We start from the raw sequence: 24,290 nt of genomic DNA, 5'->3' as shown, positions 1-24,290 counted from the left end.
GCCTGTTAAGCCCATTGGCCTGGAAGTTGTTATGGCTAAAGACGGAAAAAAGCCAACCGCCCGAACAAGTCCCCAGTGTGCATTGGGCTTATCTAAGATTAGGAAAACTCGCGGGCTGGAATGACAGCAAACGAAGCGGAATTGTGGGCTGGGAAAGGTTATGGCAAGGATGGTTTAAACTGCAAACCATCCTTGAAGGTTACCAGCTAGCCTTGTCTCTTGAGCAAAAGATGTGATCAAGAGACAGCGCAGTGCGGGGGATTTTATTTACATAACAGCAACCCCATTCAAACCTTGCTTTTATAGTATAAAGTCAACGCACATTACCCAGATAAAATCCGCTGTTTTTTTGTTCTAAAATCATTTTTACCTCTCGCTTTAAATACCTCTTTAGAAATAGAAAGATCCAAGTCACACATTAGCAAAGGCCTTGGAGATTTTAAGGTCATGTTAGGTTAGCCTTTCCTTGGGGAATTCTATTTCCAGCATCCACTTAAGTCGCTTCTAATGACCAAAAACACAGACATAGAATCTGTTGGCTCTAGAACATAGCGTTTAAGCAATGCCAAACCTATGCAGGGAAAAAAATGATGAACGCACAAACAACTAAAATCGCACTGCTGTTAGCAGCAAGTGCAGTCACTATGGCCTTAGCTGGCTGTGGTGGCAGCGATGGTAATGATGGTAATCCCGGTGAACCTGGTGGCGAACCTGCTCCAGCGATTCAAACCCTTAATTTCGCCTTTGACAAATCTGTCGTCACTAACGGTATTCCGAGTGTTGAGTTTACCGTCACTAACGAAAATGATTTACCCGTTGTTGGCCTACAAAAAATGCGTTTTGCCGCAGCACAATTAATCCCACAAGGCGCAACTGGTGCAGGTAATGCGTCACAATGGCAATACTTTGGTGATGAAACCTGTGATGTCGCTGCAACATGCCCTGGGACTTTCGTTGACAAGAAAAACGGTCACTACAGTTATACTTTTAGCATGAACCTGACTGCTAACACTAAAGTCACCTATAACGAACAGTTAGCTCAACGGGTATTAATCCGCGCTTATAACACTCCGCTTCCCGATGGTACTCAAGTACCAAACAGTAACGCCTTTGTCGACTTCACTGCCGATACTGGCGCACTGCCAACATACAGTCGCAAAATTGTCGCCACAGAAAGCTGTAATACTTGTCACCAAGATTTAGCCAATGTTAAACATGGCGGCGCGTATTCTGACGTTAATTACTGTGCAACTTGCCACACAGCCGGAAAAGTTGGCGTAGGTAAAGAGTTCAATGTTCTCGTTCACGCTAAACACAAAGACCTTACCTTAGGCTCATTAGAAAGCTGTCAAAGCTGTCACGCAGCAAATGAAGCTACGCCTGATTGGAGTAATTGGTCACGTATCCCAACTGCTGCCTCATGTGGAAGCTGCCATAGCACAGTGGACTTTGCTGCCGGTAAAGGTCACTCACAACAGTTAGATAACTCTAACTGTATCGCCTGTCATAACAGCGATTGGACTGCAGAACTGCACACAGGTAAGACTGCAGACAAAAAAGCCGTTATCGCTCAGTTAGGTATGTCAGCAGCACTTGCTGGTCAAGCTGATGATACTGCAGTATTAACCGTGTCTATCTTAGACAAAGATGGTAACGCAATTGATGCGGCAACCGTTCAAGATAAGATTAAACGTTTAGAGTCCGTTACCAACGTTGGCCCTAACTTCCCGATCATGGGCTACAACCCAAGTCCAGGTAGCGGTAAAGCGAAAATAGCGAAAGACTTAGTCAAAGATGGCGCACTGCAAGAAGGTGTAACCTTAGTTGACGGTAAATTGGTCTTTACAACACCCGTTCTACCTTTCGGTGCAGGCGATACTGATACCGCCTTTACCATTATCGGTTTAGAAGTGTGTAGCACTGGTACAAGCTTAACCGCATGTACCGCAGACAGCGCAACAACGAGCATGAAAGCCGAACTAGCTTTTGGCACTAAGTCTGGTAAAGCACCGAGCATGCGTCATGTTAACTCAGTTGAGTTTGGTACCTGTCAAGGTTGTCACGGTGATAGCTTCGAAATTCACAAAGGCCACCATGCAGGTTTTGTGATGACAGAACAGCTATCACATGCAAAAGATGCCAGTGGTAAGCCAATCGTCGGTGTGGATGCGTGTGTCGCTTGTCATACCCCAGATGGTACCTATGCAAGTGGTGCTAACAAAGGTGCGTTGGAGATGAAATTACACGTTGTTCATGGTAAACAAGGTGTCATCAAAGAATGTACCCAATGTCATAACGACTTCAACCTAGATGCATTCAAGGTCAAAGGCGCTCTGGCAACAACTGCGGGTAAATACACCACGCCAATCACTGCCACTTGTACTTCATGCCACGCGCCAGAATCTATTGGCCACGGCTTAGAAAATATGGGCGCGATTGTGAACGGTGATTATGTTCAAGCCAATCAAGCGGCGCAGTCAGAAACCTGTTTCTACTGTCACAAACCCACACCAACAGATCACACTCAGGTGAAGATGTAATTTGCCCAAGCAGGGGGAGTTCGCTCCCCCTTTCTTGAATTTTGTTGGGACAAATTGGGAAGCCTATTATGAAGAACAGCCTAAAAATGAAAAACCTACTGCCGGCACTTGTCATCTCCATGGCAATGTCTGCAGTGATGTCTTTATGCATCACACCGAGTGCACACGCCTCAAAGTGGGATGACAAAATGACTCCAGAACAAGTCGAAGCCACCTTAGATAAGAAGTTTGCCGAAGGCAGCTACTCCCCTAAAGGTGCCGATTCTTGTTTGATGTGCCACAAAAAATCTGAAAAAGTGATGGACCTCTTCAAAGGTGTTCATGGCGCCATTGATTCATCAAAGAGCCCAATGGCTGGCCTGCAATGTGAAGCCTGTCATGGTCCTATGGGTCAACACAATAAAGGCGGCAACGAGCCGATGATCACTTTTGGTAAGCAATCGACCTTAAGTGCAGAAAAACAAAACAGTGTCTGTATGAGCTGTCACCAAGATGATAAACGCGTATCTTGGAACGGTAGTCACCATGACAATGCCGATGTCGCTTGTGCCTCATGCCACCAAGTGCATGTCGCAAAAGATCCTGTGTTATCAAAAAACACCGAAATGGAAGTCTGTACTAGCTGTCACACTAAGCAAAAAGCAGATATGAATAAACGCTCGAGTCACCCACTAAAATGGGCTCAAATGACCTGTAGCGATTGCCATAATCCCCATGGGAGCATGACAGATTCCGATCTAAACAAGCCTAGCATTAACGAAACCTGTTACTCCTGCCACGCCGAGAAACGCGGCCCAAAACTGTGGGAACATGCACCCGTCACTGAGAACTGTGTGACTTGCCACAATCCTCACGGCAGTGTGAATGATGCCATGTTGAAAACCCGCGCACCGCAGCTGTGTCAGCAATGTCACGCTAGCGATGGCCACGCCAGCAATGCTTACTTAGGTAACACTGGTTTAGGTTCAAACGTCGGCGACAATGCCTTTACGGGTGGAAGAAGCTGTTTAAATTGCCACAGTCAGGTCCATGGTTCAAACCATCCATCTGGCAAGCTATTACAGCGCTAAGGAGACGAGAAAATGAAATTTAAACTCAATTTGATCACTCTGGCGTTACTAGCAAACACAGGTTTTGCAATAGCAGCCGACGGGTATGGCTTAGCCAATGCCAATACAGAAAAAGTCAAAATGTCCGCTTGGAGCTGTAAAGGCTGCGTTGTTGAAACGGGTACGTCTGGCACTGTGGGTGTTGGCGTGGGTTACAACAGCGAAGAGGATATTCGCTCGGCGAATGCCTTTGGGACTTCAAACGAAGTTGCGGGTAAATTTGATGCCGATGTCACCTTCCGTGGTGAGAAAGGCTATCAAGCTAGCGTTGAAGCTTATCAACTGGGCATGGATGGTGGCCGTTTAGATGTCAATGCGGGCAAACAAGGCCAGTATAATGTCAATGTAAACTATCGCCAAATCGCCACTTACAACAGTAATAGTGCCTTAACGCCCTACTCTGGTGTCGGCAGCGATAATTTAACCTTGCCAGACAACTGGGTAACTGCGGGTTCAAGCAGCCAGATGCCGTTACTGATGGACAACCTAAATGCCTTAGAACTGTCGCTCAAACGTGAGCGCACAGGGTTAGGTTTTGACTATCAAGGTGAATCGCTGTGGAGTACGCATGTGAGCTACATGCGTGAAGAAAAAACTGGCTTGAAAAAAACATCAGGTGGATTCTTTAACCAATCCATGATGTTAGCAGAGCCAGTTGATTACACCACTGACTCCATTGAAGCCGGCATTAAACTCAAAGGCGATCGTTGGTTCACGGCACTTAACTACAATGGCTCAATTTTTAAGAACGAGTACAACCAGTTAAACTTCGACAGTGCCTTCAATCCGACCTTTGGTGCTCAAACCTCTGGCACACTCGCCCTTGACCCTGACAACCAGTCACACACAGTGTCGCTCATGGGTCAATACAACGACAATACCAATGTGTTAACAGGTCGTGTGCTTGCGGGACAAATGAGTCAAGACCAAGCATTAGTCACTTCAGGCTATGGCTATCAAGTGCCAACAGAGGCCGTTGATGCCAAAGTTGACCTCACAGGGTTGAACTTAAAAGTCGTCAGTAAAGTGACTAACTCACTGCGCTTAAGTGGTAGCTACGACTATAGCGACCGTGATAACAATACTCAAATTGAAGAGTGGACCCAAGTCAGCATCAACAATGTCAATGGTAAGGTGGCCTATAACACCCCTTACGATAACACTAGCCAACGCTTCAAAGTGGTGGCGGATTATCGTATTACCCATGGACTGAAGCTTGATGGCGGCTATGACTTCAAACGTGACGACCGTAATTATCAAGACCGTGAAACCACGGATGAAAATACCGTTTGGGCACGTTTGCGCGTTAACAGCTTTGAAACTTGGGATATGTGGGTTAAGGGCAGTTACGGTCAGCGTGATGGTTCGCAATATCAAGCTTCTGAATGGACATCTTCTGAAACCAACAGCCTGTTACGTAAGTACAATCTGGCTAACCGCGACAGAACCCAGATTGAAGCTAGAGTCACCCACTCGCCAATCGACAGCTTGACCATAGATTTCGGTGCCCGTTACGCATTAGATGACTACTCTGACACAGTTATTGGCTTAACTGAGTCAAAAGACACCAGTTATGATGCCAACATCAGCTACATGATCACCGATGATTTACTGGCGACAGCCTTCTACAACTACCAAATCATTGAGTCTGAACAAGCGGGAAGCAGTAATTACAGCACCCCAACGTGGACAGGATTCATTGAAGACAATGTAGATGTGGTCGGGGCGGGCCTGAGCTACAACAACTTGCTTGAGAACAAGTTACGCATGGGATTGGATTACACTTATTCAAACTCCGACAGTAACACTCAAGTCAGACAAGGTATCACAGGCGACTATGGCGATTATTTTGCCAAAGTGCACAACATTAACTTATATGCTCAATATCAAGCCACCGAGAAAATGGCGCTGCGCTTGGATTATAAAATTGAGAATTATAAAGACAATGATGCCGCCAATGATATCGCCGTCGATGGGATCTGGAACGTCGTAGGCTTTGGCAGCAATAGCCATGACTACACAGCGCAAATGATCATGCTGAGCATGAGTTACAAACTCTAATCGATCCTGTTCATAACACGAAAAGCCCGCATGTTGCGGGCTTTTGTTTAAGTGCAGCAGGATCTTTTAAAGCGATAACATCATGGCAGATAACAGTAAAAATCTTGAATAAGATCAGACTCTGGCGCGAAAGTCCACCCATAAAAACCTTAATCCTTGAGTTTTGGCTCACTTTAGCGGATCTTAATTCAATCTTTTAGTTAATCCTCTGAGCCCATGCGTATTTATTCTTCAATCTCCCAATCTCAGTGGCTGTTATCAATTCCCGTACTATTGGGGCTAAGCCTATTACCCTTACCCGCTATGGCGTTCGACCCTTCGGGTGGCACAGCGAGCCTATTTATCATTTTAGGCCTAGGTGGTTTTACCTTAATCAATCTGTTTCTACAGGGCTTATTCTTTTTTGCGGGTCAGTATCGTAGCGCCACTTTTGCCAAACGCCATGTATTAAGCGCACTAATAGTGCCATTAATTGCCATTGCGTTAGCCATTTATGATCATAGAGGTTGGAGTGATTTCGCCCTTAACTTAGGCATTATCTGTGTCGGTATTGGACTGATTTTATTGCCACTACAGCTTTGCCAAATCGATAAACCCACCAATCGCAATGCTGATTGGATCATCAGCCTAGGGGCATTATTCATCTTAGCTCTGAGCTATGTGATTGCGCCATTAGCCCTCTTTACGATTGTGCTGGCCCACATTTGTTTGGCTTCAAGCACAAATCAAATTCCTAAGATATTAAGTTATATCAGTTTAATCCTTGGCTATTCTCTTTTTGGCTACTGGGTATATCAAACAGTGATGATGCTCCAATCCTGATTGAAAATGAATGAGCAACGATAAAATTAGCGATTAAATTGACTAAGACGAATCTCACTAAAGCGCCATCGCCACTTTGCGTAACTGTATCGCCATCATGCTCGGCATCAATGGCTAAACTGCTGGCAAAAATCAGCGCCTGTACTTTATGTAAGGCCCATTTACCCTTAGCGCCCAAGCCGATATTACAGGCCAGTACCCAAGCGCGAATTTTGATTGCAGGCCAAGCTCCGGGCGTGAAAACCCACCATAAAGGCATACCTTTTGACGATGCCAGCGGTGAACGGCTGCGCACTTGGTTGAATGTCACGCGGGAGCAATTCTACGACCCCAATCTTTTTGTCATTATCCCTATGGGATTTTGTTTTCCGGGCAGTATCGAAAAAAACGGTAAAAAGCAGGGTGATAAACCACCGCGCCCCGAATGTGCTGCCACTTGGCATCAGGCCTTGCTCGCCCTAATGCCGCAAATAGAGCTAATTGTGATCCTCGGCCAATATGCCATCGACTATCATCTACCGCGCGAATCGTCCGAGGCCGTAAACCTCACTTCGCCGATCACTGAGCCTCAAACAACCAGCAGTAAAATTTCGACCAGCGCTAAAGTAAAAGCCATCCCCAAACTGAAACCAATAACTGTGACCCAAGCATGCGCGCAATGGCAGCAATATTGGCCTAAGTATCTTGTCTTGCCGCACCCAAGCCCGCGTAATAATCTTTGGCTTAAGCAGCATCCTGAGTTTGAACGCGATATGCTACCCAGATTAAGAATGCGTATTGCATCCCTGTTAAACCTTCAACCCCACTAGGCGCCTGTATGTATCTGCTTGATTCTGCCATTGCTAAGCAAATTGTGAGTCGCACAATGAAAATCATTGGCCACAATATCAATGTGATGAACGGCCAAGGGGTGATTTTAGGCTCAGGCGACCCTAAGCGTATAGGGTCAACCCACGAAGGCGCGCTGCTGGCGATTGCCCAAAATCGCAATGTTGAGATCAGTCAAGAAGTCGCCTCAGGGCTGCATGGCGTTAAGCCAGGCATCAATTTACCCTTACATTATCAAGGACAAATTATCGGCGTCGTCGGCATTACCGGTGATCCACGTGAGCTCACCCATTATGGTGAGTTACTCAAAATGACCGCCGAAATAATTGTCGAACAAGCCAACCTGCAGGATAAATTGCAATGGGAGAATCGCCAGCGTGAAGAGTTTATTCTGCAACTGATCAAAGCTGAAACCGATGATGCACAATTGCACCGCTGGGCAAAACAACTCGACATTGATATCAGCCTGCCAAGAGTCGCGGCCATTATTGAGATCAGCGAGAAAAACATCCAGAAACACCACTTAAAGACCGACACCCCCCCATCGGCCTTGTACTTAGCTGAGGCATCCACTCAGCCCGCCGATGAACGTAGCCCCAGAGTCAGTGAAACCCTCAAGCAAGTGCTGCATCTATTGCAATACCCAGACCGTGGTAACTTGATTGCCATGACCTCAATGTCGCAGTTGGTGATCCTAAAGCCTGCTTTTTTAGATGGAAAACAATGGGATCCTGAGCTTGAAAATCAGCGCATCGATAAGCTGTTGCAGCGCTTACCCGCCCAAATGGATTTAAACTTTAAAATTGCCCTAGGCCATTTCTTCCCGGAAAAAGGTGGGATAGCGCGCTCCTATCACACGGCTCAAGAAACCTTGGCACTCGGTAAGCAGCTCAATGCAGAAGGGAATAAATACCTGTTTGAAGATTATTCCCTACAAGTGTTACTTGCAGGGCTAAAACATGACTGGCGCGGTCAGGCGCTGGCAACGCCCTATCAGCAACTCGCCAAGGCGGACAAAAACGGCCAATTACGCAAAACCTTAGCGGCATACATCACCCACTTTGGCGATGCACAGCAATGCGCGAATGCCCTGTTTATTCATCGCAATACACTCAGATATCGCCTTGATAAAATTCAGCAAATCACCCAAGCCGACATTCAATCCCTGCATGGATTATTAAGCCTGTATCTTGGGCAATTAATTGATACTTCGACTCGCTTAACTTAACGCTCAAATGACTGAGCAACTCAACAGATTCGCCAGAAAAAAGCCCGCAGATGACGGCGCCGACCTGATGGCCAGATCAATTGAGTAAAACTTGGCCTGTACTAAAAAATTAATTGAAAGATTTATACCGTATCCCCTTTCCTATCCTTTCATATAGTATCGCGTCGATATGCTAGCGCTCTCTACTTAGTCCATTGAAAGGAATGATAATGACCTCAATCAAACTGACTTTACTCGCCAAAGCTTGTCTCATTAGCGGCTTAGCGCTGACTTCACCTTCGTTAATCGCGGCCGAGAAAACCATTCCCGAACTGATCGATGCCGTCAACGGCACACCCGATGTGGCAAGTCGCGAGGCGGGTAAAAATGTCAAACTGCGTAATCACACTAAGGGATTTTGTACCTCGGGCAGTTTTAAACCGAATCCACAATTACAACAAACGTTGGCAATTCCATTTTTTAATCAAGATAGTATCAAGGTTACAGCCCGCTTTTCCCTCGGCGGTACAAATCCGCAGATCTCCGATAAAACCGCTGGGCGCTTTATGTCACTCAAAATTGATGGCGATAAAGAGAACCTTAACTTTGTCACCACTAACGTTCCTGTTTTCTTTGCCAAAAATCTCGAAGAGTTTTTTAACTTTCAAACCAAAGTGAAACAAGGTCCTGAAGGTAAACAGTGGCTTATTGATAATCAACCCAGCGCCAAAGCTTTTTTCGACCATGTTAAACAGTTGCCTCCCAGCCCAAGTTTTGCCAACAGCCGCTACTTCGGTGTAAATAGTTTCCTGTTCAGCACGCAAAAAAACAGTGTTCAACAAGGTGAAACGGTCGCGGGTAAATGGATTTTTGAATCTGTCACTGGTACTGCCGCGCTGTCAGCCAGTGAACTTGCCAATCTCAGTGATGATTTTTTAAAGGCGGAATTACTCGAGCGCATTAAAAACCAGCCAGCACAATGGAACCTTTATATTCAACTCGCCGAAATGGGTGATGAGATTAATGACCCAACCGTGATCTGGCCTGAAACTCGCCAGCGTTTACTGGTAGGCCAAGTGATGATTAACGGTGAACGAGATAGCGATCCCCAAGTACAGCAGTGTGATAAAGGCATATTTAACCCACTGTTATTGCCTAAGGGCATTACTGCATCTGCCGATCCGATACTCAATGCCCGCACCGCAGCCTATGTAGAATCCTTTATTCGTCGTCAATAAAGAGTCGAGTTAAGTCCCTCCTGTTTAGGATTGGCAAATAGCCCTATTTGCCAATCCTTATCGACAAGCGCCTCCCTTACCGACAAAACGCCTCCTCCTGCATTCGAATTCACCTAAGCATTTTTGTGCATGAGCACAAAAATGGCGAAACATAACGCGGTAATTCCGTGGATTTAGCCAAAGCTATTCAAACATACCTGCACAATAATAGGATGACCTTAAAGCAGCCCTCATTTGGACTCAGGCCCAAATAAGCACTGCGCCCTACACTATAAGTCAAAAAACTTACTCAAAAACTTCAGCCAAGAACTGAACGGGACAAACTATGAACTTAGTGCTTATTCTCATCGGCGTGATTGCATTTATTGTTATCGCGACCTCAAAATTTAAACTCCACCCCTTTTTAACCTTAATTCTGGCCGCCTTTATCGCAGCCTTCGCCTATGGCTTGCCGAGCGGAGAAATCGCTAAAACCATTACTACAGGGTTTGGCAATATTTTAGGCTATATCGGCTTAGTGATCGTCTTAGGCACTATCATAGGGATTATTCTGGAAAAAAGTGGCGCCGCCATCACCATGGCCGATGTGGTGATCAAGATATTAGGTAAACGCTTCCCGACACTCACTATGTCAATTATCGGTTATCTCGTGTCTATTCCGGTCTTTTGTGACTCGGGTTTTGTGATCTTAAACTCACTGAAACAATCGATGGCGAACCGCATGAAGGTCTCTAGTGTTTCCATGAGCGTTGCCTTAGCCACAGGTCTGTACGCCACTCACACCTTTGTACCGCCAACGCCAGGCCCTATCGCCGCCGCAGGCAACTTAGGCTTAGAGTCCAACTTAGGCTTAGTGATCGGTGTGGGTCTCTTTGTGGCAGCTGTTGCGGCACTCGCAGGTATGTTATGGGCAAACCGCTTTGCCGATGTTGAGCCCGATGGTGAAGGCGCAGAAGAACTTAAAGCGCAGGCCAGTGACTATGAAACGCTGAAAAAAAGCTATGGCACGCTACCAAGTCCATTAAAAGCTTTCGCACCGATTTTTGTGCCTATCGTATTAATTTGTTTAGGTTCTATCGCTAACTTCCCTTCAGCGCCTTTGGGTAAAGAAGCTGTGTTTGATGCGCTCGTGTTCCTCGGTCAGCCCGTTAATGCCCTGATGATTGGCCTGTTTTTATCCCTGCTGCTGTTAAAGGGTGAGAATAAGATCAGCGAATTTAGCGAACGCATCAGCCAAGGGCTAGTCACTGCCGCGCCGATTATTTTAATCACAGGTGCAGGTGGTGCCTTTGGTGCGGTACTAAAAGCCACGCCTATCGGTGACTTTTTGGGCACATCACTGTCGGCACTGGGTATCGGTATCTTCATGCCATTTATCGTCGCTGCCGCGCTTAAGTCAGCGCAGGGTTCATCGACGGTAGCGTTAGTCGCAACCTCTGCACTGGTTGCGCCTATGCTTGGCGATATTGGTCTTGGTAGCGATATGGGCCGAGTATTAACAGTAATGGCGATTGGCGCAGGTGCGATGACCGTTTCCCACGCCAATGACAGCTTCTTTTGGGTCGTCACCCAATTTAGCCGCATGAGTGTCAAACAAGCCTATAAAGCCCAAACTATGGCGACCCTAATCCAAGGTGTGACGTCCATGGTAACTGTGTACGTGCTAAGCCTAGTGTTGCTCTAATATTAATGAGTTCTTGATTCAATATTGTCCCTTGGGCACATACCGTGCCCAAGATATATCTCTGTTATACGCCCTAATAATTGCAACAGATTAATGTGCCAGTGATGGATATAAATGCCCTTATATCACCTCAGTTTTAGCACAGGGATGTTGTTGCGCCCAACGTAAGTGGCCTTGGGTTTAGTGTTCAACATTGAGCCCTGTTTTATCCCATTTAGCTGTAGGATTTTTAATGAAAATAGTTATCGCCCCCGACTCATTTAAAGAAAGCTTAAGCGCGCTCGAAGTGGCCAACGCCATCGAACAAGGCTTAAAACAAGTGATACCTGACTGCGACATAATCAAAATACCCGTTGCCGATGGTGGCGAAGGCACAGTGCAATCTATGGTGGACGCCACGGGCGGCAGTATTGTCAGCTTAGAGGTCATGGGGCCACTGGGGCATAGAGTGCAAGCGCACTATGGCATCCTTGGTGAAGGCATTCTGGGCGCGGCTATGAATACAAGTTCTGCTTCAGTTTCACGTGCAGATCCAACGAGCAAATCGCCACATCAAGGCGCGATTGCCGTGATTGAAATGGCCTCAGCTTCAGGTTTGCACCATGTGCCGAGGGAGCAACGTAATCCGCTGCTTACCACAAGTTATGGGACGGGCGAGCTGATTTGTGATGCGCTTAATCGGGGGATAAAGCACATCATTTTGGGGCTAGGCGGCAGTGCCACCAACGATGGTGGCGCAGGTATGGCCCAGGCGCTGGACATTTTATTGCTCGATGACCAAGGTAAAACCTTGCCTTCTGGCGGCGCGGCACTGGTCAATCTTGCCCGTATCGATATGACCAACGCCCATCCACTACTGAGCCAATGCACTTTCGAAGTTGCCTGTGATGTTGATAACCCACTGTGCGGTGAACGCGGTGCCTCGGCGATTTTTGGTCCGCAAAAAGGTGCGACGCCCGAGATGGTTAAGCAGCTAGATGCCGCTCTTGCCCATTATGCCGATGTGATTGCCCGCAATGGCATTAGCGATCACCGCGATCATGCCGGGGCTGGCGCGGCTGGCGGTATGGGTCTTGGCGTGATGGCTTTTTTAAATGCCGAGCTTAAACCCGGGGTTGAGATTGTGATGCAAACCGTTGGCCTTGCGGACAAAATCCGTGGCGCCGATTTAGTGATCACAGGTGAAGGCCGCATCGATGGTCAAACCGTGTTTGGTAAAACCCCAATGGGCGTGTTAAAGCAAGCCAAACTGCAGGGCATTCCCACTATCGGTATCGCGGGCTGCCTCGGTGAAAACGCCAATGCCATATTGGATCACGGTATGGCGGCTATCTTCCCTATCATCCCGCACTTAAGTCCGCTTGATGATGTGCTGGCCAATGCCAAGCTAAACCTTTGCAATACCGCCCGAAATATCGGCGCGGTACTCATGTTAGGCCAACGCTAGTACTGGAACTAATGCTTAAGTAATTCCCTCTGTTTAATGATTTGAAGAAAGGCGCCATAACGGCGCCTTTGCTTATTTAGGCCGCAACGCTTTGGCAATACCAATCGTATTAAATATCTGTTCATTCAGCGGGAGTTCAACGCGCTTTAGACAAGGCGAAGGCTTGAAGGCATAGTGGTGTTCTGTCGAAAGCCTTGAACGCAGTATAAAGCGCGTTGCCATGTAGTGAACATCAGCCGCCCTTCGGGAGCCTCACAGCCATCCCACTCCCGTGTTGCATTGCCTTAAAAGGGAATAACCATTTCTGCGTCAATGCGCCTTGGATTGAGATGCCTGTGAGGCTCTGAACTGATTAGATATTTAACGTGATTGGTATACATGAAATTTTAGTGCTTGATGCCTAAAAGGCCTTGCAGTAAAGTGAGCTCCCTTTTTGGTATTCCGCTGATTGAACATTTGAGAGTCACTGATCGAGCATCACTGGTCCGTTATACTCTTCGAGCCAATTTGCGGTTTCACTATAAAAATTAATAGACGGCAAGCCCCATGACCCAGAAACTCCCTCGCCAAGCCACCGCATCCGAAGCAAGTTTGCTCCGCATTTTTACTGCACCGGAAGATGCAAGCTCAACGCTGAGTATTATTGAGCAAAAGCTCTCCGAGGACTTAGCAGGCTTTTTGGGTGACAGTATCGCCGCGCTCGAAAAACCCTTGTCGGAAATTGAAACCGATTTTCAAGCCTTTGAGATCCCAACTCAGCCGCGTTTTGTCTCCGATTACACCGACGAAATTATGCAAAATCTGGTGGCGCATTCGGTACACACAGCGGCACCGAGTTTTATCGGCCACATGACTTCGGCACTGCCCTACTTTGTGTTGCCACTGTCGAAGATGATGGTGGGACTCAATCAAAATCTGGTCAAAATAGAAACCTCTAAGGCATTTACGCCGCTTGAACGCCAAGTGCTCGGCATGATGCACCATTTGATTTACGCCCAAGACACGGATTTTTATCAAAGCTGGATGCACAGCGCAAATCATTCCCTCGGGGCATTTTGCTCCGGCGGCACGGTTGCCAACATCACGGCGCTGTGGATTGCCCGTAACCAATTATTGAAAGCCAAGGGTGAGTTTAAAGGCGTCAGCCGCGAAGGCTTACTCAAGGCGCTGCGCCACTATGGCTATGACGATTTAGCGATTTTAGTGTCGGAGCGGGGCCACTATTCACTGGGCAAAGCCGTCGATCTGCTTGGCATCGGTCGCGACAATATCATCAGCATTCCCACTGGCAGCAATAACAAGGTCGATGTCGCGAAAATGCGTCAAGCCGCCCTTGAACTTGCTAGCAAGAACATCAAAGTATTAGCGATTGTTGGCGTGGCTGGCACCACAGAAACCGGTAATGTTGACCCGTTGACAGAGTTAGCTGCGCTGGCAAAAGAGTTAAACTGCCATTTCCATGTGGATGCAGCGTGGGGCGGCGCGAGTTTATTATCCAATAAATACCGCCACTTACTCGCAGGTATCGAACTTGCTGACTCAGTCACTATCGATGCCCACAAACAAATGTACGTGCCTATGGGCGCAGGCATGGTGTTATTTAAAGATCCAGAGTTTGCCCACGCCATTGCCCATCACGCCGAATATATTCTGCGCCGTGGTTCAAAGGATCTCGGCAGCCAAACGCTGGAAGGCTCTCGCCCCGGCATGGCGATGTTAGTGCACGCTTGCTTACAGATCATCGGCCGTGATGGTTATGAAATCTTAATCAATAACAGCCTTGAAAAAGCCCGCTATTTTGCCGAACAAATCAAAGCCCATGAGGATTTTGAGCTAATCACTGAGCCAGAACTTTGTCTGCTGACTTACCGTTATGTGCCAGCCCGCATCCAAGCTGCCATGCAGCTTGCCTGTGAGCAAGCAGACACAGTAAAACTCGCCCGCTTTAACGAGCTGCTCGATGGCCTCACCCAGTTTATTCAAAAGCACCAACGCGAACAGGGTAAGTCCTTCGTCTCCCGCACCCGCATTCAGCCTGCCCGCTACTTTAGGCAAGCGACCGTGGTATTTCGCGTAGTACTCGCCAATCCCCTCACCAGCCATGACATTCTCAATCAAGTGCTGGTCGAACAAAGTGAAATCGCCGCACTAGATAACGAGTTTTTACCCGCACTCATGGCGATGATTGCTGAATAGCGAGTTGTTTAGCGAAAGCTTTAAATCCCAGTTCAAATACAGTGTGTTAATAGCAAACAGCCGCAAATTATTTGCGGCTGTTTGCTACGCGACACGAAATAAGCTGAACATTAAAGAGACAAGACAAAGCGCTTATCCATCACTCGTCCGCCGAATTCAACTGCTTCCGTGACACGCCGTGAAGCCATCCATGGCGGCTCTACGATGACATCCATGTCATCGAAGGTCACGTCAGCAGTTGAATTCGCCTTTGCTAATTTCTGTGTAATCTGCTGCATATGGAAAAATACATACCACTATCACATAGGCAGTCATGCTCCACACATAAGAATGAAAACTAGCTTGAAAAACACCAAGGGTGTAGGTGTATCACTCTTTAGTGAGATTAACTTACGCGCCACTAAGGCTAAGTGTCTATGGTCTATGGTCTATGGTCTATGGTCTATGGTCTATGGTCTATGGTCTATGGTCTATGGTCTATGGTCTATGGTCTATGGTCTATGGTCTATGGTCTTTCACTTTGAACAAATCAAACCAAAGTTTGTTAGTTTTATTTTATTTATGTTACGTTGCTCAAGTGCTTGTTTGCGACTTGACGGGAAGTTCAGACTTTAGTTTAACTAATCCACGAAAAATACGGAGGCAGACATTTGCACCGAGAATAGTAATGTCTATGTACCATTAAATTTTTACCAAAAAAGGATTTTATAAAATGAACATTGGAACTAAGGTTGGTCTTTTACTTTCTGTAACTGGTTGTGTGATTGGGGGATACTTTGGTCTTTCACCTGTCTATTCACTGCTACAATCAGGTGCTATATATGGACAAGAAGCTGGCTTATTTTTTGGAATTACAGGTATTGTAATTGGGAGCATGATAGCTGTGATGGCTTATCTTTCTTCGAGAAATAATTAACAATCTAATACTATATATGATGGACTAAGGCTAAAATTAATTAGCTTAGACCTAATATGAAACTTATCCATTTATTAGGCAGTATCTGGTTGGATTTGAGTTAAATACTTTTCAGAATAAATTTTTTTCCATCACACAAGGTTGACATGGTGGGTGTTCAACGATAAGCACATCAGATCTTGTAGCACCCATTGTTTTACAGCTCTATCTATTTTAAATAAGTTTGATTAGCACGAAATAAGTTAAACGTTATTGCCAAGATTAAGTACTGATCATTCACTCCTTTGTGTGTCAAATTCAATTACTAAATTTAAGTGACCACAATATTCCTTATACGCATAGCGAGTGATTGATTTCTATCACTGATTAAGATTCAAAAGACTTTACCGATTTCATTAGTTTTTGAAATGATGGACATTCTAAGTGATCTGATTGTGGGCAACTTGCTACATGGTAAAGACTATCTCGTATTGCTTTTAGCCGCTTAATGTTGAGATCAATATCAGATGCTTTTTGCGCCAGTAAATTACGATCAATGGTCAATTGATTTGATTCATTAAACATCGTAGTGATTTCGTTTAATGATAAACCTGCAATACGTCCAAGTGAGAGAATATTCAATTTATTAATGATTTTAGGGGCATATTGGCGTCTAAGTCCTTTTCTGCCAATGGATTGGATAAGTCCAATTTTTTCATAATATCTCAATGTTGAAGGAGCTAATCCTGATTCGCGTGATACCTCTGCAATATCCATAACATTCACTCTTGACTTAAAGTCAACTTCAAGTTGTACCATGCCTGAACTATATCAGGAAAGAATACCAAGAGGGAAAACTGAATGGAGATTTCTATTTGGCTACAGTCAATATTAGTGGGTATTGGTGCCACATTAATAATGGATTCATGGTCATGGTGGCAAAAAACGTACTTCATAATCCAACTATTGACTATGCATTTGTGGGACGTTGGTTTATTTTTATTTACAGAGGTCAGTTGGTTCATCGGCCTATTATGACAACCCCATCTGTTAAAGGAGAAACCTTTCTGAGTTGGTTTCTGCATTATTTTATCGGTATTATTATTGTTTTAATTCATGTATTAATCTTTGGGGAAATGTGGTTATTTGAGCCAGCGTTGATACCTGCACTAATGACTGGTGTTGTTACCGTAGTGTTTCCTTTCTATGTCATTCAACCTTGTCTTGGATTTAGGATTGCAGCAAATAAAACACCTTCACCATGGAAAGCTCGGTGGCTAAGTTTACTGACACATAGCGTCTATGGCCTAGGGCTATTTTTTGCTGCTTTAAGCCTGAAATATTTAGTTCATGTTTAAACTTAGCTATCCATTAAAAACTTTTGTCACAATAATTTAGTTTAGCCAAAGCAATCGCAACTTGTAAAAAACAATGCTAATGTAATGATTCGTATAAAAAGTATAGCTTTCTAAGCAGAATCTGTCGGAGAAAAAGGATGTTTATCAGATATATTTTAATGCTCACTGCCGTGCTGCTATGCCTTTACCCTGTTTGGGGATTAGTGAGCCCAGCAAGCTACTTGCAGGAGATATTAGAGGTTTATCCCGATGCGGAACAAGCCAGTCATACTCAAGTACGAATTACGGCGGCTATTTTATGGATAAGCAATCTGACGCTATCATTTGCGTTACTATTTATTGCAAAATTCATTAAACAACCTCAAACGTACAAATTCGCGAAAATATCGTCTATCGCATTAATTAGCTATCCATTTATTCTGACGATAACAGAGGCAATTTCTCACAGTATTCTATACCGCCACCTAGTACATCCTACGTTTACAATCGAGTTTTCAGCGCAAAAATTGTTCTATTTCGTATTTGGCCTGATCATTCTGGGAATTTATCAATCCCAACAAGAGTACAAACGCGCCAAAGAGAATGGTTAATTTATCAACATATTTTGAGGAAAAACCATTGAAGTTCTTTACCTCTTTTATTTTTGCTTTTATTGGTTCAAAATTATTATTCAAATACTTCGATTTTCACTACGATATTTTTAGCGATCCTTTTGAACCATTGAAATTTATTATTGATACGGGTGTGTTCGTTGTTATTTTTATATCGACACAGATACTGTATGAAAAATATTGGGAAAAACGAATAAACAAGAACAGCCATAATTCCCCCAACTAATGCACATAAGGATAATGCACAGAGGGACCATGAATAATATATGCTGTTAACACGCTCACAAGCGCTAAGCGACCAATCGAAACCACATAGGAACTGAAAGCTTTATATGCAAAAAATCATTCTCCCACTGATCATGCTAAGTCTTGGCGCATTGCCTCTATATGCTCCAGCACAGGACACCAGCGCGTTATGGGGTAAAAAGTATGCTGAGGTGAAATCAAGTTTATTGGCTGCAGGCTGGGTGTTAACGCCCGTAGCGGAAGATGAAGCACCTATGACAGAAGACTATCCCGAAATAACCTGTGGTAACGGCGCGATGGCAATTTGCTCTGTCGGCTTTAAGCGAGACAATAGTACACTTGCCTTAGTTGTTGAATCTATTGAACAAGAGCTTATTGTGACAGGTGAATACTAAACAGCCCAATAGATGATGTTAAACTCAGCCTAAGCATCTAATTTAGACGAGGTAGTGATGTCATCTGTACCCAAATCAAAACAAGAGCTTGAATTGGCTATTCGCTCAATTTTCCCAAAATTGATGGCAGACTATCGTTCAATCCCAGCCCAAATGTCCCGTGTGTGCAGCTTAGAAGGAAACATCAAAGGTACACAAATTAGTGTAAGTGATACCGTCGCTTACCTTATTGGTTGGGGTAAATTAGTGCTCAAATGGTACGAGTTAACATCGCAAGCACTCCCCGTTGATTTTCCCGATACGGGTTATAAATGGAATCAACTGGGATTATTAGCAGAGCGATTTCATCATGAATATAGCCAATGGCAATATACTGATTTAATTGATGAATATGAAATGACAATGGAAAAATTGTCAACGCTGATTGCGAGTCTCAGTGATCAGCAACTGTACGGCATAACTTGGTACGATAAATGGACTCTGGGCCGTATGATCCAGTTCAATACTTACTCCCCGATGAAGAATATGCGTACCAAAGTACGACGATTCAAAAAAGACAATGCATTACCCTAGTAAACAACTCTTTTAAGCACGGAGGTATTCATGCCAAGTACCCACACTCACCCGCAGTTAGGTCCAAATCCCAACGATAAAGCGCCGATGAAAGGCTTTCCTCAGGTTGGCTTTCTTAAAAATTTTATTTCCCGCGAGAACATTATTGTCGGTGATTACACTTATTATGACGATCCAGCAGGTCCTGAGAGGTTCGAGTCGAATGTACTTTATCACTTTGACTTTATTGGCGATAAACTGAATATCGGTAAATTCTGCGCCATTGCGAAAGACGTGAAATTCATTATGAATGGCGCCAATCATCAAGTATCTGGCTTCTCGACTTATCCTTTTTATATCTTCGGCAATGGCTGGGAGAAAGCGGCGCCCAAGCCCGAAGATTTACCTTTTAAGGGCGACACCTGTATCGGTAACGACGTATGGATTGGTTATAACGCCACTATCATGCCTGGGGTGAAAATTGGCCACGGCGCCATTGTTGCCAGTCAATCCGTAGTGACAAAAGATGTGCCACCCTACGCTGTGGTTGGCGGTAATCCTGCCACAGTGATCAAGCTAAGATTCGAGCAAACTGTGATAGATGAGCTTGTTGCCATCGCTTGGTGGGATTGGCCGATAGAGAAAATAACTCAACACCTTGAGGCTATCGCGGGGGCAGAACTCACAACATTACAGCAGGCAACCTAAATAACGCCTATCGCGAGCAAGACTGAACAAAAAATCTCAAGCGACAAGCATTAAGCAACAAACATTAAAAAACCACCATTAAAACGCAAACAAAATCCAATATGCGCAATTTTGTACAAAAGCACTGAGGGTTTCTGGGTTACTATCAGGCACAACCCGCCCATTCATACACTAAACACGGAGGCCTAGTGTGAACACAGAACATGCGGCCTACCAGATTGCCGATGAATTAGGTGGCCTCGAGTTACTCAATGCCCACTACCATAAACAAAACTTTAGTCGGCACACCCATGAAGGTTATACAGTCGGCGTGATTGAAACGGGGGCGCAGCGTTTTTATCGCACGGGTGGCAACCATGTGGCGCCAAAGCACAGCATCATTCTCGTCAACGCCGATGAAGTCCATAATGGCTGTAGCGCCACCGAGGGCGGTTGGTCCTATCGTGCCATGTATCCAGTACCCGCACAGTTTGCCAATATTAACAGTGAGCTAGCATCAAACCGCGGTGCGCCCTATTTCCCTGAGCCCGTCGTGTACGATCCTGAATTAGCCGAATTACTGCGCTTCACCTTTACTACCTTAGATACATCGGACAATCGCTTACTGCGCGAAAGCTTGGTCTATTCAAGCTTGACACAGTTGATGACACGCCATGGCAAGAATCGCCCAAGCGATGACCTCACTGTAATCGCTAAGCCTGCGTTAGCACTGGTGAAATCCTTTATCGACGATCATCCTGCAGCCGACATATCCCTTGAAGAGCTGGCAACACTCGCGGGATTAAGTCCCTATTATTTGCTGAAGCAATTTCAGCGTTATTACGGCTTACCGCCCCACGCTTATCAAATTCAGGCAAGAGTGAGACTCGCCAAAGGAAAAATCAAACAAGGCACACGGCTACTCGATGTCGCCCTCGATTGTGGGTTTCACGATCAAAGTCACTTGAATCGACATTTTAAGAAGACAGTCGGTGTTACACCGGGGCAATTTGCCAAAGAAATAGGCCGCAATATTATCCAAGCCTAAACAACCACTTTAAGTTAATCTGCCATGCTCATTCTTGCTTTCTCCTCGATTGACTAAGCAAGCAACCTTATCCAAGCATTTATTGTTTAACAGCAACCCCGTCGCCGCTATTTTTAGGAGCCAAAGTGACCACCGACAAGCTTATAGAACCTGATGTTTATCCTGTGCATCCATCGAAATCCAAGGCATTTTTAAAAGGTACATTAGCCATGATGCCGTTGACGATAGCGGTTGTACCTTGGGGCATTTTAGCGGGCTCCTTCGCCATTGAGGTTGGGCTAACGCCCATTGAGAGCCAAGCTATGTCGGCGATTATCTTTGCGGGCGCGGCTCAATTAGTGGCGCTCGGCATGGTGAAAGCCGGTATTGGTCTGTGGAGTATCTTAATTACGACGTTACTCATCACCTCACGCCATCTGTTATATGCAATGGCGATGCGCAGTCAAATCAGTCCGTTGCCGTTAAAGTGGCGCCTAACATTGGGCTTTTTGCTCACAGATGAACTGTTTGCCATCGCCAATCAAGGCAAGTTACATAAGTTCGACCCTTGGTACGCCCTTGGCGGCGGTTTGAGTTTCTATATCGGTTGGAACATAGCCACACTACTTGGCATAGTGGCGGGCAATGCGATCGAGAATTTAGATGAGATGGGATTAGATTTTGCCATCGCAGCCACCTTTATCGCTCTGGTCGTTCCTACTATAAAAAAGCCATCGATTCTCGTCTGTGTATTAGTCTCGCTTACCCTAGCAGTGGTATGCGCCGTTTTTAAAATGCAAGCGGGACTGCTCATTGCCGCCATTGCGGGAATGACGGCAGGTGTACTTTACGCCAAAGTGACCAAGGAAGCGGAACGCGCAGAACAATCCGCAAATCAGTTAGCAAGCGCACAGACCAAAACAGAAGTAGATACAGGAGCTGGGACTGACATTAAGACAAAAACATTGTCAGGAGAAAAAGCATGATTTGGTTAATGATCTTTTCAATGGCGGCGGTTGTGTTTATCAGTCGTCATTTACTACTTGAGCCTAAACTACCGCTGCGATTAAGTAAGGGCACCCAAACCTTTTTAAGTTACTCGGCCCCTGCGGTACTCACTGCGATCTTTGCGCCCATAGTGTTTGTGCAGGAAGGTCAGCTCGATCTGAGCCTAGACAACAGCTATCTCATCTGCGCCATAGTCGCTACTGTGTTGGCGCTCGTCACCCGTAATACCTTGCTGACCACAGTGCTGAGTATGGGACTGTTTTTCTTTATCCACTAAGTCAACAAAGAGTCAGTGCTCAGCAACGGCACTGACTCTTGCATCAATCACTTACACTGTCCCTACCACTCTTTTACACAGCCTAACCCCTCTGAGACATCGCCCCCTAGAAAATTACTTCCACGTTATCTTGATTTTCCACAATCTTCATATATTTAGACTCTTATGTCTGTGCAACTAACAGTATCGGCTTTAACGGTATTTCACACATCGACGATAATGGAAGAGTGATGATATTTATCAGCAATAACAAAGGCTCAAACAATAAAAAAATACTTAACCTAACCATATTCAAACTATTTAGTATCTAAAACGTCCATTCAGAAATGTTATTTACAGCATCTATTACAGCACTCATCTCAGTATAGTTCTCGGAATGAAGAGTCCATTTAAAAAGTTTTACATAATAAAATGCCGCATAAATATTAATCCACATTCAAAAACCAACCCACTAAAAATTAAAGTAAATACACTATATTATAAAGTTCTAAATACCGTTTAAAAATAAAGTGATTAACATTTTTAACCAGATTAAAACACGCCTAAAATTAATTCATTTTTATTTTGTTTAATAAAAATAAAAGTGTTAGCTTTTTAGATGTGCCTAGCAGTAATGATTATTTATATGATTCAGGACTACATATAATTGCCATCGGCGCTCTCAATGAAAGGACGTATTTTATTAAAATAAAGGAACAATCATGAGAACAAAATCTAGCCTGGGTATATTAACTTTATCCTGTTTAACCGCACTTGGAACTGTTTCTTTGTTGGCCGAAGCTGCTATTCCGAATACTATTCCAAAACTGTCAATGGTAGAACACGCAGCCCCTGATCTTGATTCGCTTAAAAATGATGCAATTAACGACCCCTCGTTTATCAGCTCGTTATTCTCCTTAGGACACCATCTCGGATATGCATGGGCTGGCGGTACAGCATCCCAGTATGTTGGTGAAGACATCGAAGTCAGAAGAGAATCGAGCAACGAATACAGTCTTAAAGCCCGCTATAACGGTAATGATCCTTATGCAAGCGGCTACAGAGCGAATGAACGTTTGAAGGTAAATTTACAAAATATTCATTTCGTCACTAATCCTCAAAGTCTAAAGTTAGGTTCACCTCAAGTTTATGATCGTGAGGCTATTTATACTGCTCCTGTGGTTATCTATAACTGGGGCGATACCGAAGATACCGGTGTCGCCACTCTTAACTATGATTACACCACTAGCTGGGCCAAAACCGATAATTTCTCCTTCTCCGAGAAAATTGGCGTAACCAATAAATATGAAGTGGGTATTCCAGGAATAGGTGGAGCGAGTTCTGAAATCAGCGCCGAATTTTCTGCCAGCCAAGGTTGGAGTGAAACCGACGGCAAAAGTACAACGATTTCGAGTCAGGCGCAGTACCGCGCAATTATGCCGCCTCGCAGCAAACGTTATATTTCAATCACCCTATTTAAACAAAAGGCAGATGTCCCATACACCTCAAGTTTATATATGATGTACGATATAAAATATGAGAACTTCTTAAAATGGGGTGGTAATGCGCATATTAATCATCCGACAAATAGACCTAACTTTCCTTACACCTTTGGCGGAGCGAATGCGAATGCGAATGCGAATGCGAATAATCTTAATGGACCAGAAGCCTTAGTCGACCAATATCTTCATCAAGATATTAACGGTTATGGTGTATGGGATTGGCCTGCAGCGATTAATTCGGCACAGTCAAAAAGTGGCTTTGAGTGGCAATTGGCGAATATTGTTAGACAACATGGCGCACCTATCAGCGGTAAATTTACAGCAATAGATTCGAGTCAATTTAATATCGATGCCAGTGAATCCTATCCACTAACGGATGAAGACATTGCTAATCGTCCTAAAAGCGCTCAAAAATTAGGACTGAGTCGTAATATTCAGGTTGCCGTCGGCGAGCTCCAAAACAATGATGAAGATGGTTTAATCAAAAAACTGAATATTTCGCAATCAAGTGAAGTCATGTTAAACAATTAAAAACGGTGAGCTTAGGCTCTCAATAACTACTATGACACCAGTATCAGAGAGATCTCGATACAACTAGCGAATTACTAGAAAGTTACTAGC

General features: G+C 44.9%; 23 protein-coding genes and 1 pseudogene. 22 read left to right on the top strand and 2 right to left on the bottom strand.

What is annotated here, in order from left to right:
- From L5M18_RS16250 to panP, 11 genes and pseudogenes are all read left to right on the top strand, one after another.
- Nucleotides 1-236: pseudogene (locus tag L5M18_RS16250) on the top strand (IS4 family transposase); the annotation flags it as partial.
- A 351-nt stretch (nucleotides 237-587) separates the two neighbouring features.
- Nucleotides 588-2,540 carry an OmcA/MtrC family decaheme c-type cytochrome gene (locus L5M18_RS16245; protein WP_263197772.1) on the top strand — a complete coding sequence of 651 codons (1,953 nt, stop codon included), beginning with the start codon at nucleotides 588-590 and terminating at the stop codon, nucleotides 2,538-2,540.
- A 68-nt stretch (nucleotides 2,541-2,608) separates the two neighbouring features.
- Nucleotides 2,609-3,610, top strand: a complete 1,002-nt coding sequence (gene mtrA / locus L5M18_RS16240) for a decaheme c-type cytochrome MtrA (RefSeq protein WP_028760483.1) — start codon at nucleotides 2,609-2,611, stop codon at nucleotides 3,608-3,610.
- A gap of 12 nt (nucleotides 3,611-3,622) precedes the next feature.
- A complete protein-coding gene (locus L5M18_RS16235) occupies nucleotides 3,623-5,710 on the top strand; it encodes an MtrB/PioB family decaheme-associated outer membrane protein (protein WP_263197771.1) in 2,088 nt (695 codons plus the stop codon).
- Nucleotides 5,711-5,926: 216 nt separating this feature from the next.
- Nucleotides 5,927-6,532, top strand: coding sequence for a hypothetical protein (locus L5M18_RS16230; RefSeq protein WP_263197769.1), 606 nt, complete (start codon nucleotides 5,927-5,929; stop codon nucleotides 6,530-6,532).
- Between the two features lie 110 nt (nucleotides 6,533-6,642).
- The gene (locus L5M18_RS16225; RefSeq protein ID WP_263197774.1) at nucleotides 6,643-7,341 is read left to right on the top strand and encodes a uracil-DNA glycosylase family protein; all 699 of its coding nucleotides are present in this window, start codon (nucleotides 6,643-6,645) and stop codon (nucleotides 7,339-7,341) included.
- Nucleotides 7,342-7,349: 8 nt separating this feature from the next.
- Entirely contained in the window at nucleotides 7,350-8,588 is a 1,239-nt protein-coding gene (locus L5M18_RS16220) for a sugar diacid recognition domain-containing protein (protein ID WP_263197767.1), read from the top strand.
- A gap of 209 nt (nucleotides 8,589-8,797) precedes the next feature.
- Entirely contained in the window at nucleotides 8,798-9,805 is a 1,008-nt protein-coding gene (locus tag L5M18_RS16215; RefSeq protein ID WP_263197766.1) for a catalase family peroxidase, read from the top strand.
- A gap of 325 nt (nucleotides 9,806-10,130) precedes the next feature.
- Nucleotides 10,131-11,489: a GntP family permease gene (locus tag L5M18_RS16210; protein ID WP_173245672.1), complete on the top strand. Its 1,359-nt coding sequence runs from the start codon at nucleotides 10,131-10,133 to the stop codon at nucleotides 11,487-11,489.
- Between the two features lie 232 nt (nucleotides 11,490-11,721).
- Nucleotides 11,722-12,936: a glycerate kinase gene (locus L5M18_RS16205; RefSeq protein WP_263197763.1), complete on the top strand. Its 1,215-nt coding sequence runs from the start codon at nucleotides 11,722-11,724 to the stop codon at nucleotides 12,934-12,936.
- A gap of 546 nt (nucleotides 12,937-13,482) precedes the next feature.
- Nucleotides 13,483-15,132, top strand: coding sequence for a pyridoxal-dependent aspartate 1-decarboxylase PanP (panP, locus tag L5M18_RS16200; protein ID WP_263197761.1), 1,650 nt, complete (start codon nucleotides 13,483-13,485; stop codon nucleotides 15,130-15,132).
- A gap of 110 nt (nucleotides 15,133-15,242) precedes the next feature.
- Here the strand turns inward: panP and L5M18_RS16195 are convergent, their stop codons facing one another.
- A complete protein-coding gene (locus L5M18_RS16195; protein WP_263197760.1) occupies nucleotides 15,243-15,410 on the bottom strand; it encodes a hypothetical protein in 168 nt (55 codons plus the stop codon).
- Between the two features lie 64 nt (nucleotides 15,411-15,474).
- Between L5M18_RS16195 and L5M18_RS16190 the strand changes: the two genes are divergently transcribed.
- Entirely contained in the window at nucleotides 15,475-15,747 is a 273-nt protein-coding gene (locus tag L5M18_RS16190; protein WP_263197758.1) for a hypothetical protein, read from the top strand.
- A 97-nt stretch (nucleotides 15,748-15,844) separates the two neighbouring features.
- Nucleotides 15,845-16,048, top strand: a complete 204-nt coding sequence (locus tag L5M18_RS16185) for a hypothetical protein (protein ID WP_263197756.1) — start codon at nucleotides 15,845-15,847, stop codon at nucleotides 16,046-16,048.
- 366 nt (nucleotides 16,049-16,414) lie between these two features.
- Here the strand turns inward: L5M18_RS16185 and L5M18_RS16180 are convergent, their stop codons facing one another.
- Entirely contained in the window at nucleotides 16,415-16,804 is a 390-nt protein-coding gene (locus tag L5M18_RS16180; protein ID WP_263197755.1) for a helix-turn-helix domain-containing protein, read from the bottom strand.
- Between the two features lie 98 nt (nucleotides 16,805-16,902).
- On the opposite strand from L5M18_RS16180, the gene L5M18_RS16175 reads away from it, so the two are divergent.
- The 9 genes from L5M18_RS16175 (at nucleotide 16,903) to L5M18_RS16135 (ending at nucleotide 24,200) form a co-directional block, all read left to right on the top strand.
- Nucleotides 16,903-17,385: a DUF2938 family protein gene (locus L5M18_RS16175; protein WP_263197754.1), complete on the top strand. Its 483-nt coding sequence runs from the start codon at nucleotides 16,903-16,905 to the stop codon at nucleotides 17,383-17,385.
- Nucleotides 17,386-17,522: 137 nt separating this feature from the next.
- Nucleotides 17,523-17,975, top strand: a complete 453-nt coding sequence (locus tag L5M18_RS16170) for a hypothetical protein (RefSeq protein ID WP_028760494.1) — start codon at nucleotides 17,523-17,525, stop codon at nucleotides 17,973-17,975.
- A 353-nt stretch (nucleotides 17,976-18,328) separates the two neighbouring features.
- A complete protein-coding gene (locus L5M18_RS16165) occupies nucleotides 18,329-18,637 on the top strand; it encodes a hypothetical protein (protein WP_263197753.1) in 309 nt (102 codons plus the stop codon).
- A gap of 57 nt (nucleotides 18,638-18,694) precedes the next feature.
- Nucleotides 18,695-19,210 carry a ClbS/DfsB family four-helix bundle protein gene (locus L5M18_RS16160; protein ID WP_263197751.1) on the top strand — a complete coding sequence of 172 codons (516 nt, stop codon included), beginning with the start codon at nucleotides 18,695-18,697 and terminating at the stop codon, nucleotides 19,208-19,210.
- A 30-nt stretch (nucleotides 19,211-19,240) separates the two neighbouring features.
- Nucleotides 19,241-19,897, top strand: a complete 657-nt coding sequence (locus L5M18_RS16155) for a Vat family streptogramin A O-acetyltransferase (protein WP_168823624.1) — start codon at nucleotides 19,241-19,243, stop codon at nucleotides 19,895-19,897.
- A gap of 190 nt (nucleotides 19,898-20,087) precedes the next feature.
- Nucleotides 20,088-20,924, top strand: a complete 837-nt coding sequence (locus L5M18_RS16150; protein ID WP_263197748.1) for an AraC family transcriptional regulator — start codon at nucleotides 20,088-20,090, stop codon at nucleotides 20,922-20,924.
- Between the two features lie 125 nt (nucleotides 20,925-21,049).
- On the top strand, nucleotides 21,050-21,889 hold the full coding sequence (locus tag L5M18_RS16145; protein ID WP_212599864.1) for an AzlC family ABC transporter permease: 840 nt from the start codon (nucleotides 21,050-21,052) through the stop codon (nucleotides 21,887-21,889).
- Complete coding sequence (locus L5M18_RS16140; protein ID WP_011789923.1) at nucleotides 21,886-22,188, top strand: AzlD domain-containing protein; 303 nt, start codon at nucleotides 21,886-21,888, stop codon at nucleotides 22,186-22,188. The genes L5M18_RS16145 and L5M18_RS16140 overlap by 4 nt, the downstream gene beginning before the upstream one ends.
- A gap of 701 nt (nucleotides 22,189-22,889) precedes the next feature.
- On the top strand, nucleotides 22,890-24,200 hold the full coding sequence (locus L5M18_RS16135; protein WP_263197746.1) for an aerolysin family beta-barrel pore-forming toxin: 1,311 nt from the start codon (nucleotides 22,890-22,892) through the stop codon (nucleotides 24,198-24,200).
- Nucleotides 24,201-24,290: the final 90 nt, after the last annotated feature.

This window comes from Shewanella sp. SM20, from assembly GCF_025654545.1.
Classification (GTDB): domain Bacteria; phylum Pseudomonadota; class Gammaproteobacteria; order Enterobacterales; family Shewanellaceae; genus Shewanella; species Shewanella oncorhynchi.
This window is presented reverse-complemented; position numbering and strand designations above follow the sequence as displayed.